The sequence below is a fragment of the Bacillus sp. FSL R9-9834 genome (assembly GCF_038006905.1).
Taxonomy (GTDB): Bacteria; Bacillota; Bacilli; order Bacillales; family Bacillaceae_G; genus Bacillus_A; species Bacillus_A pacificus.
Genome location: NZ_JBBOWD010000001.1, coordinates 1,101,664 through 1,124,185, shown reverse-complemented (window position 1 = coordinate 1,124,185; position 22,522 = coordinate 1,101,664). Strand labels below are relative to the sequence as shown.

Genomic DNA, 22,522 nt, shown 5'->3' with positions numbered 1-22,522 from the left:
CACTTTTTTTTCTTTTAGAGGACATTGTCAGATATTGGAGAGAATTTAGTAATAGTAGCTTCAGAATTTATACGTATAAATGTCGGGAAAACAAATATTTGTAATTGTTTTTTTTGAATCTCAGATAAAGGAAATACTGGAATCTTACAATGCGCTGGAATACTATTATTAAATTGATTGTATAAATCTGGGGTTTCGGAATATAAATATATTATTAGGTTATGTGATTTGTGCTTATTTTTATGAATAATTTCATTTAATTTTTCATGGCATATTTTACATGATGCAGCCATTAACAAGATAATAGATTCATCATGAATGGAATAGGAATTTGGTAATTGTAATATATTGCTAATATCTTTTTTTATTAAGGAGTTTGATTTTTTCTGAATAAATTTTGGTTTGGGTAATAGAGCGAGCGCTTTTTTCAACTTACTAATTTGTATAAGTAGAACTAATAGAAAAAGTAACCATATGAAAAATAGTAGAAGATATATAATCATATTAAACGCCTTTCTATCTTTAATTTAATAGGATTCAAAGCTAAGAATTTTATATTCTTAGCTTTGAATTTTACACTTTTAGCAACAACCAACAGCAACAAAACGTCCGTTACCATAATGACGAAGTAATGTGCGACGGCTTGTACCACAATAACTATCATAGTCACAGCCTTCTTCATAATATTGTGGACCAACAACCTCATTTTTCACCCCAAATAATTTTGCTAAAACATTACTCATACTAACAACCCCTTTTCAAATTATTGGTAATACATTACAAATTTTAGCAACAAAAGACAGAATATTCAATATAAATAAAATTTTATCAAGTTTTTTAGTTTATAGCACATTAATTATAAAAAGAACCCATTTCACAATTGTTTCTTTTCCTATTTGCCAGTTTTTCTAGTAGAGAAGACGTTAAATTATAGCACCGTTATTCGAAAAAATAGTTATAATTCATTTTGAATAGAAAGATTTATAAATTTTCTCAAGTTTTTTCAGTTTATAGCACATTAATCATAAAAAAGAGTCTGTTTCACAAATGTTCTTTTTTTATTTGCTAATTTTTAGTAATAAAAGCATTAAATCACAGTGAAATTCTTCAAAAAATAGTTGTAATTCATTGAATCACGAACCCAAAAAAGAAGAGCCAATACCAGCTCTTCTCTCTTTCACTTCTTCTGTATCACATAGCTAGATTCATTTTCCAATTTAGATAACGAATTTACTATCTATTTTTTCATAATTGCCATTCGCATCATACGTTAACGATTCGTTTCCGGATTTTACAAGTTGATTTCCTTCGTTAATAGATTATCTTTGTTTTAATCATACAGTTTTGTATTTCCTTTTTCATCTGTTTGACTCTTTTTATTTCCTGATGCATCGTATGTGAATGTATTCTTCTGTCCTTCTTCTATTTAATGCTTTCCTAGTTTGTGGCGAAAAATTTCTTGATTTCCCTTTGAATGCAGGAATTGATGCTTTTGCATATTTACTTGGGCGCAGAAGATAATTAGCCGAATTTAAGGCCCTTTTTGCTGCTCCATATCTTCCGCCACCTACAAAACCTTTAGCACTCGCCATCCCCACACATTTCCAACTTGCTCCTGATTTATAGGCATTGTATCCATCATACAATGCAAACCCCGCATTTATTGCTAACCATGGCAAGTGACCATCTGAATCGACGGATTATTATCCGCATACGTATACCCATTCTGCGTTACAGGATCATCCGCGTCACCCGAATCAGGATCCACCGATAAAAACACACCATGCTCCAGCTTATATTATCTCGCAATCAAGTAATACATGCCAATCTCTTTATCATACATGTATCCCGCATATCCAAATGGATTGTCTGCTGTGATACCTTTTGCGTCACTCTTTAATACGTTACCCCACGAATCATATTCATACGTTGTTACAACTTCTTTATTTTAATCTATCCACCTAGTTATGGTAATAATATTCGTTCTTTAAATTCCACTAACAAAAAAACAATATATATAAAGAAAGAAGAGCAGATATCAGCTCTTCTTCCCACAACTAGTTTCTTTACTCACTCTAATATAGCGTATTATGATATATAAATACGCTATATATTTTTCATTAAAATCTATACCTTATTATCTTTCACGTACTTCAAACACATTCCCACTAAGACAAGTAAAATACAATACGTTATTTGTTTTAATTACCTCATGTATAGAATCAGACTCCAAAATAAACTTTGGTAAATATAATGTGAATTCTACCTTACCAGATTTTATGTCTAAGCATTTTACTTCAAGTTCATATGAAGACATGTAGATCTTATCCTCCACATATCTCGGAGATCTTATCACGTCATGCGCAAACCTTGTTTCCCACTTAATTTGGTTATGTACTAAATCTATACAATAGACTTTTCCATTATCCATAACTACAACACACATATTATCAACTAAGTTAGGTTCAAGTTTTATTTCACCTGATAATAAGCATTCATATATTTCCTTGCCATCTTCTACTCCAAAAAATTGAAGGCTTGTTTTCCGTTTTGCTACATCGTCCATATCAGGTATATGTCTAACCAAACCTATTTTTAAGTTATCAGCTACCACATATAAATAATCCGCTTCTTCAATTTCTATCTCTAAGATTAATTCTGGTGATTCTTTTTTCAAATCCCACCTTTGAATACTCTCCTCTCCCACTATTAAAGCCGTATGATTTTCTAAATATGTGGGAGTATTGGGGCGGCAATTAATATTTTCTCTCCATAAAATATTACTATTTAAGTCGACAGCTGTCATACAAACTATATAGGGATCTATTAGTTCTCCTTCTTCATAACATTCTCCTATTAGAACATAATAATCAGAAAACAGTCGCACCTTCAAATTTTCTCCACCAATTCCAGTATATACAGTCTGTTTCTCTTTTCCTGTTTGAATATCTAATAAGATGTTCAAACCATACTCCATCACAACCATTACATCTAATACATTATTTGGTAGGAAATAAACCCCTTTTATTTCTCCTTCCAACTCTAACTCCCATAATTTCTTTCCATCTTCTGCAGACATGCATACAAGCTTTGATTTTTCCTCTTCTCTACTAATATCCCCTACAAAAACCTTATCATCTTGTTGACAAAATACAATTCCACTCTCAATAAAATTGAGATGTTCCGTCCAAAGTGTTTTTTTATTCAACATGTCTATTTTACTAAACTTATTTGCTGGTCCATTTCCAACGTATAAAAAGTCATTGTCTCTTGAGAATTGAGGAAGAATTTCTATATTTCTTTCATTTTTCAGATCACTCCAGCTTATTTCATAACGACTTTCACTTGAATATTTCCGATAAACATTCAAGCTTCCAGTAGTAATGAAGTCCTCATCGAGCTTTTCTAGGTCAATTATTTGTTTATAAGCGGCATTCAAACTAAAATCCCCTGGTACTTTACTAATTAATTTCTCTATATGTTCCTTACAAAAATCAAATACAGTATTAAAAAACTGTACTCTTTCAACTGAGATAATTTCTTTATTACTACTAATATTAATCATATTTTCTTGTTGAATAAAGTCTAACGTCTTCTCATAGTTATCTAAAAATAATGTACCCTCTTTATACTTTAAAAGATTTACCCACACTTCAAAAAATTGTATTAAAGGCTCTATAATATCCGTTTCTTCTTCATAAATGATTTTTTCATCTAAGAGGAAAATTATTTTACCTCTTAACATTTCCAACTCGTCTTCATTAAAATATTCCAGCTTTATATTAAATCCTTCTTTTATTTTCCCCATAATGCCCTACCTCCAGTATGGCCAGTTTGCCTATGCACCACAGTATTGACTAATTGCATTAATCCTGGTGTTTGATGGTGATGCCACGTATGTCCGACCGGATTATCTCCTTTTTGCATCCGTTTTATATCACTTGCAAAAAAGATTTTTTGTTTACTATTTACTAGTTACTTACCACTCCTTTATTTAAATATTTGAATTGCGTTGTATTACTTGCCTTCCAATTAACTTTATCTACATTTCCAAACACCCTAGTTCCAGTTCTTACAGTTTTTGTATCTTCCTCATATACACATTCCAATTTTTCACAATAATATTGTGCATAATTCCAACTCTTTTCACACAAACTTAACACTCTAATACATTCAGCTTTCTTTCTATTATTCCCTCACATATTAAGTACATCAATATAATAAAGCGTATCATCCTTCTGAAAATATATAACAGATCCGCGGCTATAATAATTAACAAATTGAACCTGCTCCCCTAGTTCATTACAAAGATTACTATCATACACATGATTATTATTTAAATCATAAACAACCAACTTTTCATCTTGCGTAATAAATACTACTTTGTCCTGAGCAACCGCAAAACTTTCCGACCGTATTTCCTTAATTACATTTATTTCATTCCAAGACATATGAATTTTTTTATCTTTCATTTGAACTAAAGGAAATTCTGAATAATAATAGAGCCAAACGTCTCCATCTAACACATTTATTGCATAACAATCATCTATATACGGTATATTATATTTTTCTACATATTGATCATAGCTATCAAAAATTAATTGACCTGTAGAATCAAAAGCAACTATACCATTTGCTCCAATTGGGCACTCTCCAAAAATCCCTTCATCACAATAACTAACCCAAATATCTTCATTCACATCAACCTGACAATCTTGAATCCCTTCTCCGGCATAAAACTTACAATATTCACTTCCGTCTGGATTATAAATAACTGCATTCTCACCTTCATAATTAAATATAAATAGCCATCTCTCTCCGATTCGTTGCATACGTATCACAGATTCAACATCTATATCTACATTTAAATTAATATTACTTATACTCCCATTATTTTTATCCAAATAAATAATACAAGGGCGATCCTGATGATCTTGTACTAATAAAATTATATTTTGTTTATAGTCCACGTTCATTTTTCTAAATTGATAAGCTTCAACAATAGACTTAAAACTGGTTAACTCTTTACATACGATATCTTTCATATAGATAAAAACCCTCTCATTGATTCTAAACATAAAAAATAAGCGTCAAACTCCCTTAATATTAATAAGTTTAACGCTTACTCTCAATTATTTTATATACTTCACCTTACTTACTCCAAGAAAATGTTAAATCCCATTGTTGCTTTCTATAATTTATTGGACTCATCTTTTCAAATATTTGATCTTGGATATGAAAAACTATCTTCTGTATATTTGCTTTTGGATTGAATAAAAAATCTCTTAAATCGATATACTCTTCATTTATAAATACAGCTCCTTCTATAACAGAAAAAGTCTGTGCTATTTGGTCTACATCTATGTTTAAAATACATTTGTATAAACTATCATCGTCCTTTAATAATAAGTCTGCTTTTATAAAGACATCCATATTATCTATTTCAAATATACTCTTAACAGTTGATGGTCTGACCCAAGTTTCATCTTGATACTCAAAGCTTTCATTTTCTAAGTCCCATTCCCAAATGGATGAAAAAGAAAAATCTTCAAGACTTAGCTCCTCTATCGGTTTTCCATTAATTGAACCCACCGGCGATCCTGCCTCTTTCACTATTTTAGGAATAAGATTACTAAAGTACATATTTCTCTCACTCGTTACTGATTCCTTAATAAGGGGATATAAATATAAAGTAGCCATCGTTCTTAAACCATTACTCGCTCTTAATTCTAATTCCATTGCTATAGAAAAAGTCCTTATTGATAAATAACTAATTCGAATGTTTCCATTAAGGACCGTAAAAGTTTCTCCCTCTATATTAAATTCCGATTCTTGAAAATTAAACTCTCTATAGTAATAACTTTGTTCCTTATGAATAAAATCAGGGTACTTATTTAAATATATATCTAAATAATCATCTTCTACTAAAGTCTTATATGTTGGACATACAATTTTAAACTGTAACTTTCGAGATTTAGAATCCACAACAATACAGTTATCCTGTATGACACAATACACCCAAGGTATATAAAATTGATTCCCCTCTATTATAAGCTTTGAAGGTTCTCGTTTTAACATTGATACCACTTCTTTTATACCTCCTAATGTAACTCAAACCATTGATAAAAGTTCTATTATCACTTATTCTTTTTCTATATTTATAAATGGTGCTCTCTCTTCTCAATCAAATAAAACTTCCATGCAGAACAAACTCAAGTGCTCTGCATGGAAGTTTGTATGATTAGACATTCTTTACATAGATAGAAATATAAAAAACTCTCTCCTATTTGAAACGTTATTCCTCCTGTAAGTTCTCCTTCATTCCCATAATCTTCTCCGGTCAACATAGCCACATAGTTCATACTTTTCGAGCAACAAGGACACGTTGCCTCTATAGAATCTTCTATGTATAGGGGCGCTCCAACTATTCTACAAATATAATCTCTTCCTATAGCATCTAAAGCTTGTTCATGTTCATCTTCATCACGGGGGACATCATATTTCTCCATCGTTATTAATTTCATATCATATTTCGGCAAAGGAACTGGTATCTTATCAATTAATTCATACTTCCAATTAAACATCTCACTTTGAGTAATGGTATGTATAGAACGTTCCATTATATTTATTTTGAAATTTTGCACATCTTCATATAAGGAACAATTTAAACAAGTAATTAATGGCAACTCCTTTAATTCTTCTGTCTTAAGTTCCTCTAATCTCGAATCATTCAAATCAAAGGTAAATATTTGATGCACTTGTTCATTACATTGCGGACATATAGGAACTTCCCAAGTTTCTCCACCAAAATAATGGCTATATCCCTCTTCCCCGCGAATAACTCTAAACCCTAATTTATTCATATATTTGCCTCCACTTTATAATACGGATAACAGTTGTTATCCTTCAGTTATACTCAATTACAAAATTTCTATTAGCGGATATCTCTTCTACAAACTTTTGTTTCTTTTCTAACTTGTATTCCATGCAGAAATCTATTAAATGAGAAGTAGACCAAGTCACATTTCGAACTGGATTTCTCCTAGTGTTTTCATTGATTTCTCCCATTATTTCCATATCAAAAATAACCTTAAGAGTATAATCGTCAAATACCATTCCATTAAGCATCAATGCTGTTAAAATGTTAGCATTATCGATATCCTCTTTAGTAGGCACTGTTTTCAAATGCCAATCAAATATAACACATAAAGGAAACACGTCTTCCATCAATTCAACAATTTGTCCGAAAAAATATGTTTCATTTGGTAAAGGGATAGAAAATACATCCCCAACTTTCCATTTTTGTTTTTTAGGTCGTTTCCAAGATCCTATGAACTGCTCATACTCTCTTTGATTCGTAAATGTAAATTCTTCGTCTATAAGTTCATTCACTAAAATCGCAACTTGTAACAACGTCTTCCCATTAGTTGAATATATTTCTACACAATCGCTCTCTGAATCAAAACGGACCTTACCTTTTATTCCAGCTTCTTTAATTTGATTCCTTACAAATTTCATTGCATCATAATTTGTCTCTAAATCTAAAAGCTCGGCTAAATCTTCAAAAATAATATATTCCTTTGAACTAAAATCTGGTATAAACATACGTATTTTCCCGATTTGTAACGTATAATTTAATTCATTGAATAGTACTGCTTCCATTTATTCTCTCCTATAACACTCTAACTGTTTTTCATTGAAACTATTTTCCTCTAATAATAAAATCTTCTCATTGATTCTACACATAAAGGTTGTAAAAAATGCACCCAAAAATTCAGGTGCATTTTCATTCTCAATGTAGAAACTTCATGTTTTGCGGCTTCATTCTAATCCATAATACGTTCTTCCGCATAACAAACAAATACTTGCTTTTCCGAACGTAAAGATACTAAATAATACTCATCTTCAAAATGCCCTACTATATACCCCATTTCCCCCGCCAGTTCAATTGTTTCTTTATTGAAATATACTCTTGTCCGATCAAAATTTATATGTTTTATGATACTCTCTAACTCATTATCGTTTACTTCTTTTTCAGAGAAAAGGAACATGAGGCTCCCTTCCATACATACAGGAGAAATCACATCGAAAATATCAGTTGCAGGATCATACTGGTTTATTAAAATTGTGCTCTTCACAATCGACTTTTTCCAGTTTAACTCTTTTAATTCTTTTTCCCAAATGTAATTTTGCACCTTTGTTAATTCCTCTTGAATCCCTTCACAATTCACTAAAATATATAAATGAAATTTCGACATCATTGTTTTCATAAATTGTTCCATGCTTGTATCAACATCAACTATATATCTATTAATTTTTGATAACAAATTCAGGATTTTATCATTTTCAAAATTATCATGTTCATCCAACACTAGAAAATATTCGTTTTTTTCCGTTGCAGGCTTGTGTATTTCGATGTATGTGTCCATGGTTTCTCCTTCTAGCTCGTTCGTATAGCTGATTACTGTTATCCCACTTATTTTCAAGCTCCTTTTAAGGAAAAAGCGATATATTCACGTTTTACAATGTATTCCCCCAAAAATACCCCATTTAAAAATTAGATGCATACTGTTTTATAAAGATCTTATTTCAATTATATATAATTGAATATTATCGTAAACTGTGATGTACATTCAGCCGTATAGAGCACTTCTAAAGAATATCCTAATTTATAACATATAAAAAAGGAAGAGCTTAAAAGTTTGCAGTGCTCCCTGTCTACTTGACAGGGGACACTGCATTTCAGCTCTTCTTTCTTTTTAAATTCTTATATTATCATCAATAATTATTTTCTCCTTAACCTCTCAAGTACTTACACACTAAGTTATAATCCAAAATAACTATATACATCATAAAAGATCGAATATAATATAGCTACTCCTACACCGATTGAAAATATCTTAAACAAATAAAAACTGAAAGACAGTACGATTGGGAATGGTGTTAATAAAGAAAATAACAGTGAGTTAACACGCTGCTTTTTAAAAGTTTCTTTATCTATTATAATTCCAAAAATTATAATTCCACAGGCTATAAAAAAACATAGTACCATAAAAAAAATGTCTTCCATATATCTCTCCTACTTTATTATTTTTTAAAGGACCTTATCCATTAAGTGAAAAATATATTTTCACTTAATGGATATTATTCATAAACATTCATCTTACTCATAATAATAAAATAACTTCTAACTAATATACTAACCTCAATTTTCTATTAAAAACTATCTTCGCCTTTTTTTAGCAGCCTTTTTATTACTTTTTGTATTTTTCTTCTTACTACTTACATTTTTAGTAGAACGATTATCACGATATGCAGTAGCAAAGGTTAATCCTAAATAACCTTTACTTCCAGTCATAGAATATGCTACATCTCGAGCCATACCTTTTCCACTATAACCACTTTGCCCTTTTCTTTGTACACCACTTCCAGCATTCGCTACAGCATACCCAGGTACTGCTGTATGAGTACTAACAAATAAACGAGCTCCTTTGCCTAAATGCCTAGCAACATGACCTCCTGATCCTCCTATAATACCACCGGCTACCCCCCAAAGGAAATCCTTACCCAGTCTTTTATAATTCATTCCTTTTAAAGTTTTATGTTTTGCATAATGCCCTATTACATAACTGCCCACATTAGCAATTCCACCAACAGCTCCAGAAGCGATCCACCATGCAAGATGCCCATCCGGATCCACCTTCATCACCGGATTATTATCACCATACGTATACCCATTCATCGTAACCGGATCATCTTCATCACCCGGATCAGGATCCACAGACAAGAACACACCATGATTTGGGTTATAGTAACGCGCAATCAGATAATACATACCAATCTCTTTATCATACATGTATCCCGCATACCCAAATGGATTGTCTGCTGCGATATCTTTCGTATCACTCTTTAATACGTTACCCCACGAATCATATTCATACGTTGCTACAACTTCTTTATTTTGATCTGTCATCGCAACGACATCACCACGAGGGTTATAGTGATAGTATAACGTTTGTCCTTTTGTTTTCATGGCTAAGCGTGTGCCACTTATTGAATATACATATTGACGAAGTACAGTTCCACTACCATCTGTCTCATATAACGGATTAATGCTATCTCCATCATAGAAATAACGTGTTACTTGACCATTTACATTCTTTTCAATGCGGCGATTATTTTCATCATATTTATACGTTGCGAATGCATCACTCTCACCTTGTTTTGTGATAGCTACAATCTGGTCTCTTTCATTCCATGTATACTTGTACTTTCCATCTGATGTACGATTTCCATTCGCATCATACGTCAGAGATTCCTCTCCGAATTTAACAAGCTGATTCCCTTCGTTAAATTGCGCTTCAATTGTTGTCGTTTTGTTAAGTCGCTTTGTTGTTACAGATGTACGGTTACCAAAACCATCATATGTGTATGTTTTTGTTCCCCTTAATAACGGGAACACTTCTTTCGTCAGCTGATTATTCGCATCATATTCATATTGAGTCTGCGTTATTCTTCCAGTTGTTGGAGACTCATGTTTAATTGCAGTACGGTTACCTGCTTGGTCATATTCATATTGTTCCGATAGAATAATACCACTCGATGTACCTACTACTAAATCTTTTATTTTGTTCGCATGATCATAGTTGAAAGTAGAACCTGAACCATTTCCAGCTGTATACGTACGAACATTTCCTTGATCGTCATAATCAAAGCGATACGTTTGAGAACCGTCTGTCACACGAATGTTTTGATCTAACGTGTTGTAGTCATACGATACTTTATTTGTGTATCCGCCTTGTGTTACTGTTTGTTCTTTTAGTTTTTCTGTCTTACTGTTTGCTTTGTCGTGATATGCCCAGTCAATTTTTCCGCCTCGGCTATCTGTTGCGCTTGTGACACGGTCGGCCTTGTCGTATGTCTTCGTGCGTTCTACACCGTTGACAAGATCTTTCACTTTCGTAACTTGTCCATTTTGATCACGTTCAAATGTAAATGAATCTTTTCCATTTCCCTTTTCACCAATGACGCGATCTGCAGTGTCATATACAGATTCTAAAATCGAACCATTTGGCATTTTTGTTTTAATCTTGTTTGCATTTTCATCATACGTATTTTCAATACGACGGTTTAATGCATCGATATACACTGTATTTTTATTATCTACATCATACTCATATTTGTGTGTTTGTGTTTTCCCACCAAACATGACAGATTTCTCTGTTGTGTTTCCATTATGATCATAACGATAATTTACAGACGTACCATTTTTTAATGTAACCTTCGTTAATAGATTATCTTTGTTGTAATCATATAGTTTTGTATTTCCTTTTTCATCTTACGTCACAACAACTGGTATCTTAATTTGATTCAATACCATACTTTCGCTATACTACTTATAAAGTAACATATATGGAAAGGTGACTTATCTTGGACATGGATTTAATTATAAATGCTCAAAAACGTTCCACAACATTTATTCATACTGTATTAGAAACTGAAACCATCTGGGGTTTAAAAAACACTTCGGGATGGTGTGTCTGTGAATCAAATGAATATGAAGATACAGATGTTATGCTATTTTGGTCAAATAAATCATATGCCCAACAATGCGCCATTCAGGAATGGGCTAATTATTCACCTACAGCTATTCCTTTAGAGCAATTTCTAAAAGATTGGCTACCTGGCATGATTAATGATGATTTATTAATAGGCGTTAACTGGAACACCCATTTAATCGGATTAGAATTAGAACCACAACTCCTACTAAATTTTTTAAATGAAAAAAATTCATAAAAAAATCCCGCATTAGTACTTTCAATGCGGGATTTTTTTATATTTGAGATTTCACTCTATTATATTCATAAGAACTTCACAATCACAATAGCCCCCTCTATTCCGCAAAGCTCTTATAATATAACTATGCATAGATTTCGAAATACATCGATTTAACCAATCTTTTGTATATGTAAGTGAATGGTCGCATCCTTTTGTTTCCATATTTTCTTGCAAACCCCTCTCTAATGATTTCAATTGCTCCACTGATAATTTTAATTCTCCAACTCTCACATTACACTCTTTAAGTAATGCCAATTTTTTAAAATCTTTTTTATTTCCACTATCAAGAGACATTGCCTTCTGCAGGCTAGATATTGCACCTTGATAATTTAACAAACATTCTTCACACTGTGATAATAACCTCCAAGCTAAAGCATTATCAGCATCCAACTTAATATATTCATACAACCCACTTTTTACTTTCAAAAGATATGGTATCGCTTTTTTTGAAGGTTCTTTTCTTTCATAGGAACCTTGCATTGCTAATTTCTGCCCTTTTATTAACTCATTTTTCAGCACTTCTAAATTATCCATCCAAAATCTCCTTTAAATATTATTTTTTTATAAATAGAAACAAAGATAATATTTTCCCTTAAATTATAAAGAGAATTAAATTATAAGAAAAAGGAGGGGTTTCCCCCCTACCTTTTCCTGTTATTTCTTAAATACATCCTGTGTATAGCTAATTATTTTCTTTTAGTATTTTTCTTATTTCCCTTTCTTCCATAGCCATCATGCTTATGTTGTGTTTTATGTGTCTTTATATGTTGTAAATCCGAATGTTCATACCCATATCCATGCCTAGCTTCTTTTCCCCTTCTATGTGCCATCTGGTATCCCGGTGGATTACGCAGATGGGATTTGTTCTTACGTTTCTTATTATTCAATTCTTGTTTAATCCAACCACGTAGTGCAGTCGAAACTTTTTGATCCCCTGCCAATACTGTTAATCTTGCATTTTTTCCATCCCGTCCTTTTTTAGCAGCAAAACCAATAGCCTTTTTCGCAATCTTTAAAGGCTTAACATAATTAGAAGCAACTGCCCATCCAACTTCTTTCCAGTTTCCACCTGCTTTATATGCTTTATATCCATCATATGCCGCAAAGCCAGCGTTAATTGCAATCCATACCCAATGCCCATCCGGATCCACATTCATCACCGGATTATTATCGCCATACGTATACCCATTCATCGTAATCGGATCATCTTCATCACCTGGATCAGGATCAACCGACAAGAACACACCATGCTCCGGATTATAGTATCTCGCAATCAAGTAATACATACCAATTTCTTTATCATACATGTATCCTGCATATCCAAACGGATTATCTGCTGCGATACCTTTTGCGTCACTCTTTAATACATTACCCCACGAATCATATTCATACGTTGCTACAACTTCTCTATTTTGATCTGTCATTGCGACTACATCACCGCGTGGGTTGTAGTGATAGTATAATGTTTGTCCTTGCGATTTCATAGCCATACGTAAACCATTTACGGAATACACATATTGGCGAAGTACCTTTCCACTACCATCCGTCTCATATAACGGATTAATGCTGTCTCCATCATAGAAATAACGTGTTACTTGACCATTCACATTCTTTTCAATACGACGATTATCCTCGTCATACTTATAAGTTGCGAATGCATTGCTCTCACCTTGTTTTGTGATAGCTATAATTTGGTCGTCTTCGTTCCATGTATACTTGTACTTTCCGTCTGATGTACGATTGCCATTCGCATCATACGTTAACGATTCATTTCCGAATTTTACAAGCTGATTTCCTTCGTTAAATGTTGCTGCTATAGATTTTGTTTCTTTTCCATTCTCTACAACTTTCACACTTGTACGGTTTCCAAATCCGTCATATGTGTATGATTTAGTTGTTCCGTTTGGTAATGCTTCATTTAATAATTGGTTAATCGGGTCATATACAAAGTTCGTTTCTGTTACTTTTCCGCCCGCACCTTCATGTTTAATCTTCGTACGGTTACCCGCTTGATCATATTCATATCGTTCAGAAAGTAGAATACTGTTTGATGTACCGACTACTAAATCTTTAATTTTGTTCGCGTGGTCATAGTTAAAAGTAGAACCTGAACCATTACCAGCTGTGTACGTACGAACATTTCCTTGATCGTCATAATCAAAGCGATACGTTTGAGAACCGTCTGTTACACGAATGTTTTGATCTAACGTGTTGTAGTCATACGATACTTTATTTGTGTATCCGCCTTGCGTTACTGTTTGTTCTTTTAGTTTTTCTGTCTTACTGTTTGCTTTATCATGATATGCCCAGTCAATTTTTCCGCCTCGGCTATCTGTTGCGCTTGTGACGCGATCTGCCTTGTCGTATGTTTTCGTACGTTCTACGCCATTGACAAGATCTTTTACTTTCGTAACTTGTCCATTTTGATCACGTTCAAATGTAAATGAATCTTTTCCATTGCGCTTTTCACCAATGACGCGATCTGCTGTATCATATACAGACTCTAAAATAGAACCGTTTGGCATTTTCGTTTTAATCTTGTTTGCATTTTCATCGTACGTGTTTTCAATACGACGGTTCAATGCATCGATATACACTGTATTTTTATTATCTACATCATATTCATATTTGTGTGTTTGTGTTTTCCCACCAAACATAACAGATTTCTCTGTTGTATTTCCATTGTGATCATAACGATAATTTACAGACGTACCATTTTTTAATGTAACCTTCGTTAATAGATTATCTTTGTTGTAATCATATAGTTTTGTATTTCCTTTTTCATCGGTTTCGCTCTTTTTATTCCCTGATGCATCGTATGTGAATGTATTCTTCTGTCCTTCTTCATCATATGTCGCAACAACATTGCCATCGTTGTCGTACTCGTTTTTAATAAGAGCGTTCCCTTCTAGTAAACGAATATTATCAAACCAAACTTTTCCTTTATTCTCTCTTCTAAATAGAAGATAGACTTCCATACGCTTAATTGGTTTCGTAGCAGGGATTACAACTGCACTACGATTCCAATCATTTGTACCACTTGGGAATTTCGCTTGATAGTTCGTGCCAGTACCATCTTGATAATACACATCTGCCCAAATAGAGTAATCTCTTGAGAGCTTATCTGGTGCGGTATTTTCTACATTTTGAGATTTAGACATTCCTGTTAACGTAATTGGTTCTGCTTTTTTCTGATTTATAGTAATATGCTTGCCATATCCTACATCAGAACCACCATATTGGCTACGCTCTAATACAATAGATGAATGTCCCGTAAAGCTCTCTTGCTGAGAAACATCTTTTGGATCACAGCTTGTTCCATCTCCTCGAATCCATCCTGGAATACAACCTTTTTCCGTCATATTCTCTACACTACTATTTTCAATTGGGTTAAAACTAGAAGAAACTTCACCTTTTTCTAGTTGAATCTTATCAAACCAGACTGAACCACTCGTAGCAGAACCGCCATTTTCTACTTGTAAATAGATTTTTACTTTTCTCGTTTGTTCTGTTGTTTTAAAAGTAACTTGACGATTAACCCAATCCCTCGTTCCTTGAACTTTATTGTGACGAGTATCATGCCATCCACCATCTACACCAGCACCGTTTTCATTTAATAACTGTACATTGAAGAAAGCAGCACCATTGGCTAAATCCGTCTTCATCATACCGCTTAACGTATACGTTGTATTTGGCTCTAATGTTACTTCTTGAATTGCAGCAGTATAGCCCCAATCATTATTCGTTGCTTTCGTTGTAATCTTAAGTGATGACTCTCCTCCAAGGCCACCTGGTGCCGGTGTTGCATCTTTTGTAATAGATCCGGAATTATTCACATTTACTGGTACCCATTTTTCCGTACCATTCATTTCAAAGCTTGGATTTTGAATCAGGTTTTCTCCTGTTCCTAGCTCTCTAGTTGTTGCAATTGGATTTCCAAACTGATCATACTGCATGAAAGATGATGTATTTGCTGCTTGGTCAGTTTCAGACACTTCTGTATTCGCTGCTTTATAAGCAACTGTCGTTTCACGATTCTCATTATCTGTCGCTTTAACAATCCCATTATCTTTATTGTACTCAAACTTTTCTGTTCCCATTTCATCCGTAACAGAAGTTACATTCCCATTACCATCATAGGTCGCTGTTTCGGTTTGATTTTTAGGAGTTGTTGTTTTTACTAAATTATTTGCATTGTATTCATAAGATGTCGTTAAATTCAGACGTCCCACATCTTCAACTGTTTTCACTGGGTTTCCAGCATCGTTATACGTATAAACAGTTTTACGACCTTTAGGATTCGTTAACGTAACTTCTTTCGTATCTGTATTATATGCTAATGTCGTAGCTTTTCCTAATGGGTCCGTTACTTTTACTAATCTATTATTCTCGTATGCATATGATGTTTTATATGGTTTTGCATCTGTATGTTGCGGATCATAAATAGATGTTAGTAAACCATTATCATATCCGTATTTATATACTTTTCCTTCTGGTGTTGTAGAAGAAACAAGTAAATCTCCATCATATTTAAATGTAATCGTTTTGCTATCTGGGCCGATTACTCTTGCTGCTTTTTTATTATTCCCATCATATTGTACGACTAACTCTTTACCAGAAGCGTTCTTTACTTTTGATAAACGTGATTCCCCATCATACTCATATGTCGTCGTATTTCCGTATTTATCTTTTGTATACTGGATACGACCTTGTGCATCTCCAGATTTATAGAAAGTAACCGTTTGGTCTTTATCTTTTATTTCATATCCGCCTGATACTTGTTTAATTTCTAAATATATACCAGTAGGAGCTTGATACGCATTATCTCCCGTTCTAGTAAAAGTAATATTTGCGCCATCGGCAGAAATTAATAGTAAGTTTCCATTTCCTTCAGCCAAAATTCTTTCTTCTAATCCACTAGACCACCCTGTACCAAATAGACCTACTTTTTTACTTTGGCTATTATACGTTCTTTCTACTGATACATCCGGTCCGCGCCCAGATAACGTAATATCTTTCTCACTCATGATAAAGTTACCATTTGTAGCATTTACTTTACCATTTAGTACTGGAACTGATGCCCAGTAATCAAACATCCCTGTAAACCCAAAGTCTTGAGCAAATTTAGGTACAAACTCATGCGAAATTTCACTTTCAGCATGCCCTACTTTACTATACGCCGTTACACGGAACCAATAATTTTTAAAGCCAGCATAAATTCCGCCAGAATTCTTATACACAGGTGATGGATCCACTGCTAATTCTGCACCTTTTTTATCGTGATGAAGTAAATATTGGCCTTTTGCAATTTCATCTTTCGTTGGCCAAATTTTCTCGTTTTGTGTTGTCCAGTTAGTCTTATCTCCTACATCAAACGCTTCATAATCTTTTCCGTTATATACCCAAACTTTATAGCCGGATGCCGCTGGGACCGCATCCCACTTTAATGTGACATATCCCGTTTCCTTATCTGTCGCATTAATATAAGCTGAACCATCTGGCTTTTTCACTTGCTCTAACGGAATAAATGGAACGACTCCATCCGAAAGCGGACTTTCACCAAATGGATACTCGGCTACAATACGAAACCAGTAGCTACTTCTTCCACTATAATCTCCGTACGGACCGCCTGCTTGATAAGCATTTTTATATATTTGTCCTGGGTTAGTAGGTGCTTCTGCCCCTTTTCCGTCATCATGTATCCAGTATCGTCCTTGTGCAATCTCTTCTGGCGTCGGGAATATTTTTTTGTCTTTCGTCGTCCAGCTTGTCACATTCCCAACTGAAATATATTCATAGTCATATCCGTTAAAAATAGCTACTTTATACTCGGTTGCCCCTGGGACCGGATCCCATTGTAGATTGAAGTGACCTGAACCACTCCCGCTCCCATTTGAGTAAGCTTGTACTCTCGGTGTATTTGGTTTTGCGTAAGAATATTTTACTTCTAAGTACGGTGCATTGGCTCCATTTTCAGCTGCAATGAATTTCTTCCAATGACTTTGTCCGTTTCCGTTTGCATGTAGTTTAAAACCGTTGTTTGGTCTCGCGCCATCTACCCATGCTTTCACTGTATTCGTTACATTGAACTGGGCCCATTTTCCGCGTCCGACATCAGTTTGTGCAATGTTATTAGAACCTGGTTTATTATTCCAGTTCACACCACCAACATTCCATCCACCTGTTACTTCATCTAACCAAACACCATTCGGTTGATTTCCATAATAATGCCAAACTGCATAGGCATGGAATGTTGCACCTTCAATCTTTGCACCTTTTAAATCTGAAACATTCGGTTTAATAAATGCAAAGTTTGTTCCAGATGAGCCATCATAATACCCAACTTTTAACGTGTAAGCATTTTGACCTGAATCCCACAGTTTTCCTCCTGAATAATTGACAGTTGGATAGGCACTTGCAGCGTATGCATTTTCAAAGTTACCTAGTTCAACAGAAGGATCTACATATACTGGATATTTTCGCTCTGGTGCCTGTAACCACTGCGGGTCTGCAGTAACAGTTAATGTATATGTTTTTTCATCTGTTTTCTCAATAGTGTAACGAACCGCATCTGACGTTACAGCCTCACCTGATTGTTGATCCACATTTGAATCATTCATATACGGTTTCGGTAATGTGAATACTTTTTCTTTTTTCTCATTTTGGAAGTCGATTGAACCATCTTCCTGTAAGCTCGGTGTTAAATCTGTTTCTAATGCAAACGTAAAAATATGATGTCCTGTATATTCACGTAAGACAAAATCTTCTTTGACATTTTCGTTAAACGTCGTACTCTTTAAATCAATATTTGGAAAAATCCCTTTATACCATACTGTATTATTTTCATGTGTTGCGGTTACTGGTGATGGCTTCACTTCACCTTTTTCACCATTTGCACTCATTAATTTGTACTGAATGGTATGATCCTTTACTTTAAATTGAACGTACTTTCCATCTTGTGTTGTTTTCTCGAATTCTGGTTCTAATGTTGTATTTTCCGTTACAATCTTTGCGTTAGGTGCTTCTACTAATTTCGGTGAAACCTCTTCTAACTTTCCATCCTTCTCAACATGAATTGGTTCCGTATATATCTTTTTCGTATACGTACCATCATTATTATCGAAAACTTTCTCTGTTTCCGTTCTTTCTTCTACAATCTCAGTCGGACTCGCCTGTGCTTTAGTCTTATCCTTCTTTAATTGATCTGGATGTGGATCTGGTAATTCCTTTTCTTCTTTCTTTTCCACTTCCGGACTTTGTTCTGAATTTGGAGATGGTGTAAACGGTGGTGCCGTTTCCGCCAATCCATTGAGTGGTATGGAGGTAACAATTAATGCAACTACGATAAGTTGGATTAAATACCTATACCATTTCTTTGCTCCCATAAACTCACCTCGCTGAAATATTTTTAACATATATAATGTTACATATCACAATGTAAACAAATGAAATAGTAAAGTAAATATCGTTTTAAAGTTTTGAAGATTTTGTGTACAAAATCCGACAATTTAACAACAATTTTATAAATATTATGACAGATATCTATTTTTATTATATAATTTAAGATTAACAATAATAGATGCGATTATTGTTTGCTAGCGACATGATATAAATATCATTCAACTAACCTTTTATTTTCACTTTCAATTTTGTTCTAATATTCAATGAAGCTAATATACTGAGCTTCATATTCCTGGTGTAAATGTGCCTCCCTTAACTGTAATACCTTTATTTATAGAAGGTAATAAGAATATATTCCTTAATAACTGTTTGAACACGCCCCCACGCCTTGTTATATTTCATATGTGAAAAAGTTATCACTACAAATAAAAGAGGAAGCCTCCTAAAACATATTTTAGGAGACTTCCTCTTATTAATAGATTGCTGATTTTAACTCTCTTAAATCACAAAATCCTCTGGAATAAACACCTTCACTTCTTTCGGCTGTACGTATACAACATCACCCGCTTGAATGCTTAGCTGTTTGAACTGTTCTTTACTAATTTCTGCTTCTAAATACTCATCTGTTCCGTCTCGTTTTAATTCTACATATACGACAGGTCCAACTGCGTGAGAATATGATACTTTCGCCGGGATTGCATCTACGCTTTGTTTTGTACGAGAGATAGATAAGTGATGTGGCCTTACGTAAGCTACTCCGTCTACGTTTGAAACGTGTTTATGCTCTGGTGCTTCTAGTTCCACCGATCCTACATTTAGCTTACCTTTATGGACGCGGCCGTGAAATAAATTTACATTTCCTAAAAAGTCGTACACGAACGGGCTTGCTGGGTTTTCATATACTTCTTCCGGTGTTCCCATTTGTTCAATGCGCCCTTCATTCATTACAACGATGCGATCCGCAACGTCTAGTGCTTCTTCTTGATCATGCGTTACGAATACGCTCGTAATTTGAAATTCGTCATGTAGTTTCCGGAGCCATCTTCGTAATTCTTTTCTCACCTTTGCATCAAGGGCACCGAACGGTTCATCGAGTAATAAAATTTTCGGTTCGACTGCAAGTGCTCGAGCTAGTGCGATACGCTGCCGTTGTCCACCAGATAATTGCGCTGGATAACGCTTAGCAAAGCCATCCATTTTTACAAGCTTTAATAATTCTGTTACTTTTTCTTCTATCGCTTCTGCTGAAGGTCTTAAGCTTTTCTTTCTTACTTTTAAACCGAAAGCGACATTTTCAAATACATTCATATGTTTAAAAAGCGCATAGTGTTGGAAGACGAAACCGACTTGCCGATTTTTTACGTGAATGTCTGTTAGATCTTCCCCTTCAAATGAAATAGAGCCTTCATCCGCTTCTTCTAATCCTGCAATAATTCGTAATAACGTCGTTTTTCCAGAACCTGACGGGCCTAATAAGGCGACAAGTTCACCCTTTGGGATATCCAAATGAATGTCTGTCAACGCTTGAAATGTACCATATTGTTTTGATACACCTTGAATTTGAATACTCACCGTAATCCCCCTTATTGTCGTTTTTCCATTCGCCATTCGATCCAGTTTTTTATAACAAGCGTAAATACCGCGATTAATGACATTAACGTCGCTACTGCAAACGCTGCTGAAAATTGATATTCATTGTACAAAATTTCAATATGAAGCGGCATCGTATTCGTAATGCCACGCACGTGACCTGATACAACAGAAACGGCTCCAAACTCACCGATAGCACGGGCATTACATAAAATCATGCCGTATAAAAGGCCCCATTTTATATTTGGAAGCGTAACGCGCCAAAACATTTTCCAGCCACTTGCGCCAAGTGATAAAGCTGCCTCTTCTTCACTTTTCCCTTGCGCCTGCATAATCGGAATTAATTCACGTGCAACGAACGGGAAAGTTACAAAGATTGTTGCGATAATAATGCCAGGAACAGAGAAAATAAGTTTCACTCCATGTTCGAGTAGCCATTCACCAAGAGCCCCCCTCGGTGTGAAGAGTAAAACGAACACTAATCCTGCGATAACTGGTGACACGGCAAACGGCAGTTCAATAAGAGATAATAATACCTGTTTCCCCTTAAACTGAAACTTTGTAATAAGCCACGCGGCCGCTATCCCAAATATCGTATTAAGTGGCACAACGATTAACGCAACGAGAAGCGTTAACCTAATTGCTGAAAATGCTTCTTGATCAGTGATAGCAGCAAAGTATACATCAAATCCTTTTTCAAAAGCTTTCAAAAAAATTGTTACGAGCGGGAGCAATAGAAAGAGAGATAAAAATAAAACTGTAATCGTAATTAATATACTCGGTACAAGTTTAGATTCTTTTTTAGCTGACACGCTTTTTACTATTTTCTTTTCTAATAATGTTGGCTCCACTTTCTCTCCTCCTATTCATTTTTTAATTCATGCCTTCTACTCCAGTTTTGAATCATGTTAATAAGAAGAAGGAAAAGAAGCGAAATGATAAGCATAACAGCTGCTACTGCTGTTGCTCCTGCATAATCATATTGTTCTAGTTTCGTCATAATCATAAGCGGTGCGATTTCTGTTTTCATCGGCATATTACCTGCGATGAAAATGACAGATCCGTATTCTCCTAATGCCCGTGCAAATGCGAGTGAAAAGCCAGCAAGTAAAGCTGGGAATATTTCTGGCAAAATGATTTTCACAAATATTTGGAAGCGTGACGCCCCTAAACTAGAAGCCGCCTCTTCTACTTCTTTATCAATATTTTGAAGTACCGGTTGCACCATTCGAACGACAAATGGTAAACCAATAAACGTAAGTGCAACAATAATTCCGAGCGGCGTAAAAGCTACTTTTATATGAAACATACTAAATATTTTCCCCACCCAGCCATTTTCGGCATATAGCGTTGTCAGTGTAATACCAGCTACAGCAGTCGGAAGAGCGAAAGGTAAATCTATTAATCCATCTAACAATCGTTTCCCTGGAAATGTATAACGAACGAGTACCCAAGCAATTAATAAGCCAAAAATGGCATTTACAATCGCTGCTGCAAGTGAAGTCGTTAAACTCACTTGATAAGAATGCAGCACACGCTCGCTCGTTACAACTTCAGCAAATTTCTTCCAACCTAACTGTGAAGTTTGAATAAATACGATAGAAAGTGGTATAAGTACGAATAAACTCATATATAGCATTGTAAATCCAAGAGATAATCCAAACCCCGGTAAAACACGTTTTTTCCTCATCTT

15 protein-coding genes and 1 pseudogene are annotated in these 22,522 nt (G+C 34.4%); 1 reads left to right on the top strand and 15 read right to left on the bottom strand.

The window, feature by feature from the left end:
* Positions 1-581 precede the first annotated feature (581 nt).
* From MKY00_RS05785 to MKY00_RS05735, 10 genes and pseudogenes are all read right to left on the bottom strand, one after another.
* The gene (locus MKY00_RS05785; RefSeq protein WP_000073170.1) at positions 582-743 is read right to left on the bottom strand and encodes a hypothetical protein; all 162 of its coding nucleotides are present in this window, start codon (positions 741-743) and stop codon (positions 582-584) included.
* A gap of 633 nt (positions 744-1,376) precedes the next feature.
* A pseudogene (locus MKY00_RS30170) lies at positions 1,377-1,948 on the bottom strand (RHS repeat-associated core domain-containing protein); the annotation flags it as partial.
* Between the two features lie 189 nt (positions 1,949-2,137).
* Positions 2,138-3,808 (bottom strand): outer membrane protein assembly factor BamB family protein, encoded by a 1,671-nt coding sequence (locus tag MKY00_RS05770; protein ID WP_016716758.1) that lies wholly within the window; start codon positions 3,806-3,808, stop codon positions 2,138-2,140.
* Positions 3,796-3,954: an HNH endonuclease gene (locus MKY00_RS05765; protein WP_260665329.1), complete on the bottom strand. Its 159-nt coding sequence runs from the start codon at positions 3,952-3,954 to the stop codon at positions 3,796-3,798. Before MKY00_RS05765 ends, MKY00_RS05770 begins: the two co-directional genes overlap by 13 nt.
* A gap of 242 nt (positions 3,955-4,196) precedes the next feature.
* The gene (locus MKY00_RS05760) at positions 4,197-5,045 is read right to left on the bottom strand and encodes a hypothetical protein (RefSeq protein WP_016716755.1); all 849 of its coding nucleotides are present in this window, start codon (positions 5,043-5,045) and stop codon (positions 4,197-4,199) included.
* A gap of 106 nt (positions 5,046-5,151) precedes the next feature.
* Positions 5,152-6,078, bottom strand: a complete 927-nt coding sequence (locus tag MKY00_RS05755) for a hypothetical protein (RefSeq protein WP_029141075.1) — start codon at positions 6,076-6,078, stop codon at positions 5,152-5,154.
* A gap of 134 nt (positions 6,079-6,212) precedes the next feature.
* Complete coding sequence (locus tag MKY00_RS05750; RefSeq protein WP_016716753.1) at positions 6,213-6,863, bottom strand: hypothetical protein; 651 nt, start codon at positions 6,861-6,863, stop codon at positions 6,213-6,215.
* 43 nt (positions 6,864-6,906) lie between these two features.
* Positions 6,907-7,662: an Imm26 family immunity protein gene (locus MKY00_RS05745; RefSeq protein WP_016716752.1), complete on the bottom strand. Its 756-nt coding sequence runs from the start codon at positions 7,660-7,662 to the stop codon at positions 6,907-6,909.
* Positions 7,663-7,826: 164 nt separating this feature from the next.
* Entirely contained in the window at positions 7,827-8,429 is a 603-nt protein-coding gene (locus MKY00_RS05740) for a hypothetical protein (protein WP_016716751.1), read from the bottom strand.
* Positions 8,430-9,223: 794 nt separating this feature from the next.
* Positions 9,224-10,741 (bottom strand): RHS repeat domain-containing protein, encoded by a 1,518-nt coding sequence (locus MKY00_RS05735; protein WP_029141074.1) that lies wholly within the window; start codon positions 10,739-10,741, stop codon positions 9,224-9,226.
* Between the two features lie 695 nt (positions 10,742-11,436).
* Between MKY00_RS05735 and MKY00_RS05730 the strand changes: the two genes are divergently transcribed.
* Complete coding sequence (locus MKY00_RS05730) at positions 11,437-11,796, top strand: DUF2750 domain-containing protein (RefSeq protein ID WP_074585816.1); 360 nt, start codon at positions 11,437-11,439, stop codon at positions 11,794-11,796.
* Between the two features lie 51 nt (positions 11,797-11,847).
* Here MKY00_RS05730 and MKY00_RS05725 read toward each other — a convergent pair whose 3' ends face one another.
* The 5 genes from MKY00_RS05725 to cysT all read right to left on the bottom strand — a co-directional run bounded on the left by MKY00_RS05725 (position 11,848) and on the right by cysT (position 22,519).
* The gene (locus MKY00_RS05725; RefSeq protein WP_016716748.1) at positions 11,848-12,372 is read right to left on the bottom strand and encodes a DUF2695 domain-containing protein; all 525 of its coding nucleotides are present in this window, start codon (positions 12,370-12,372) and stop codon (positions 11,848-11,850) included.
* 152 nt (positions 12,373-12,524) lie between these two features.
* Positions 12,525-19,223: a DNRLRE domain-containing protein gene (locus tag MKY00_RS05720; protein ID WP_016716747.1), complete on the bottom strand. Its 6,699-nt coding sequence runs from the start codon at positions 19,221-19,223 to the stop codon at positions 12,525-12,527.
* A gap of 514 nt (positions 19,224-19,737) precedes the next feature.
* Positions 19,738-20,811, bottom strand: a complete 1,074-nt coding sequence (locus tag MKY00_RS05715) for a sulfate/molybdate ABC transporter ATP-binding protein (protein ID WP_016716746.1) — start codon at positions 20,809-20,811, stop codon at positions 19,738-19,740.
* Between the two features lie 11 nt (positions 20,812-20,822).
* Entirely contained in the window at positions 20,823-21,680 is an 858-nt protein-coding gene (cysW, locus tag MKY00_RS05710; protein ID WP_016716745.1) for a sulfate ABC transporter permease subunit CysW, read from the bottom strand.
* A gap of 11 nt (positions 21,681-21,691) precedes the next feature.
* Positions 21,692-22,519, bottom strand: coding sequence for a sulfate ABC transporter permease subunit CysT (gene cysT, locus MKY00_RS05705; RefSeq protein WP_016716744.1), 828 nt, complete (start codon positions 22,517-22,519; stop codon positions 21,692-21,694).
* Between the last annotated feature and the right edge of the window lie 3 nt (positions 22,520-22,522).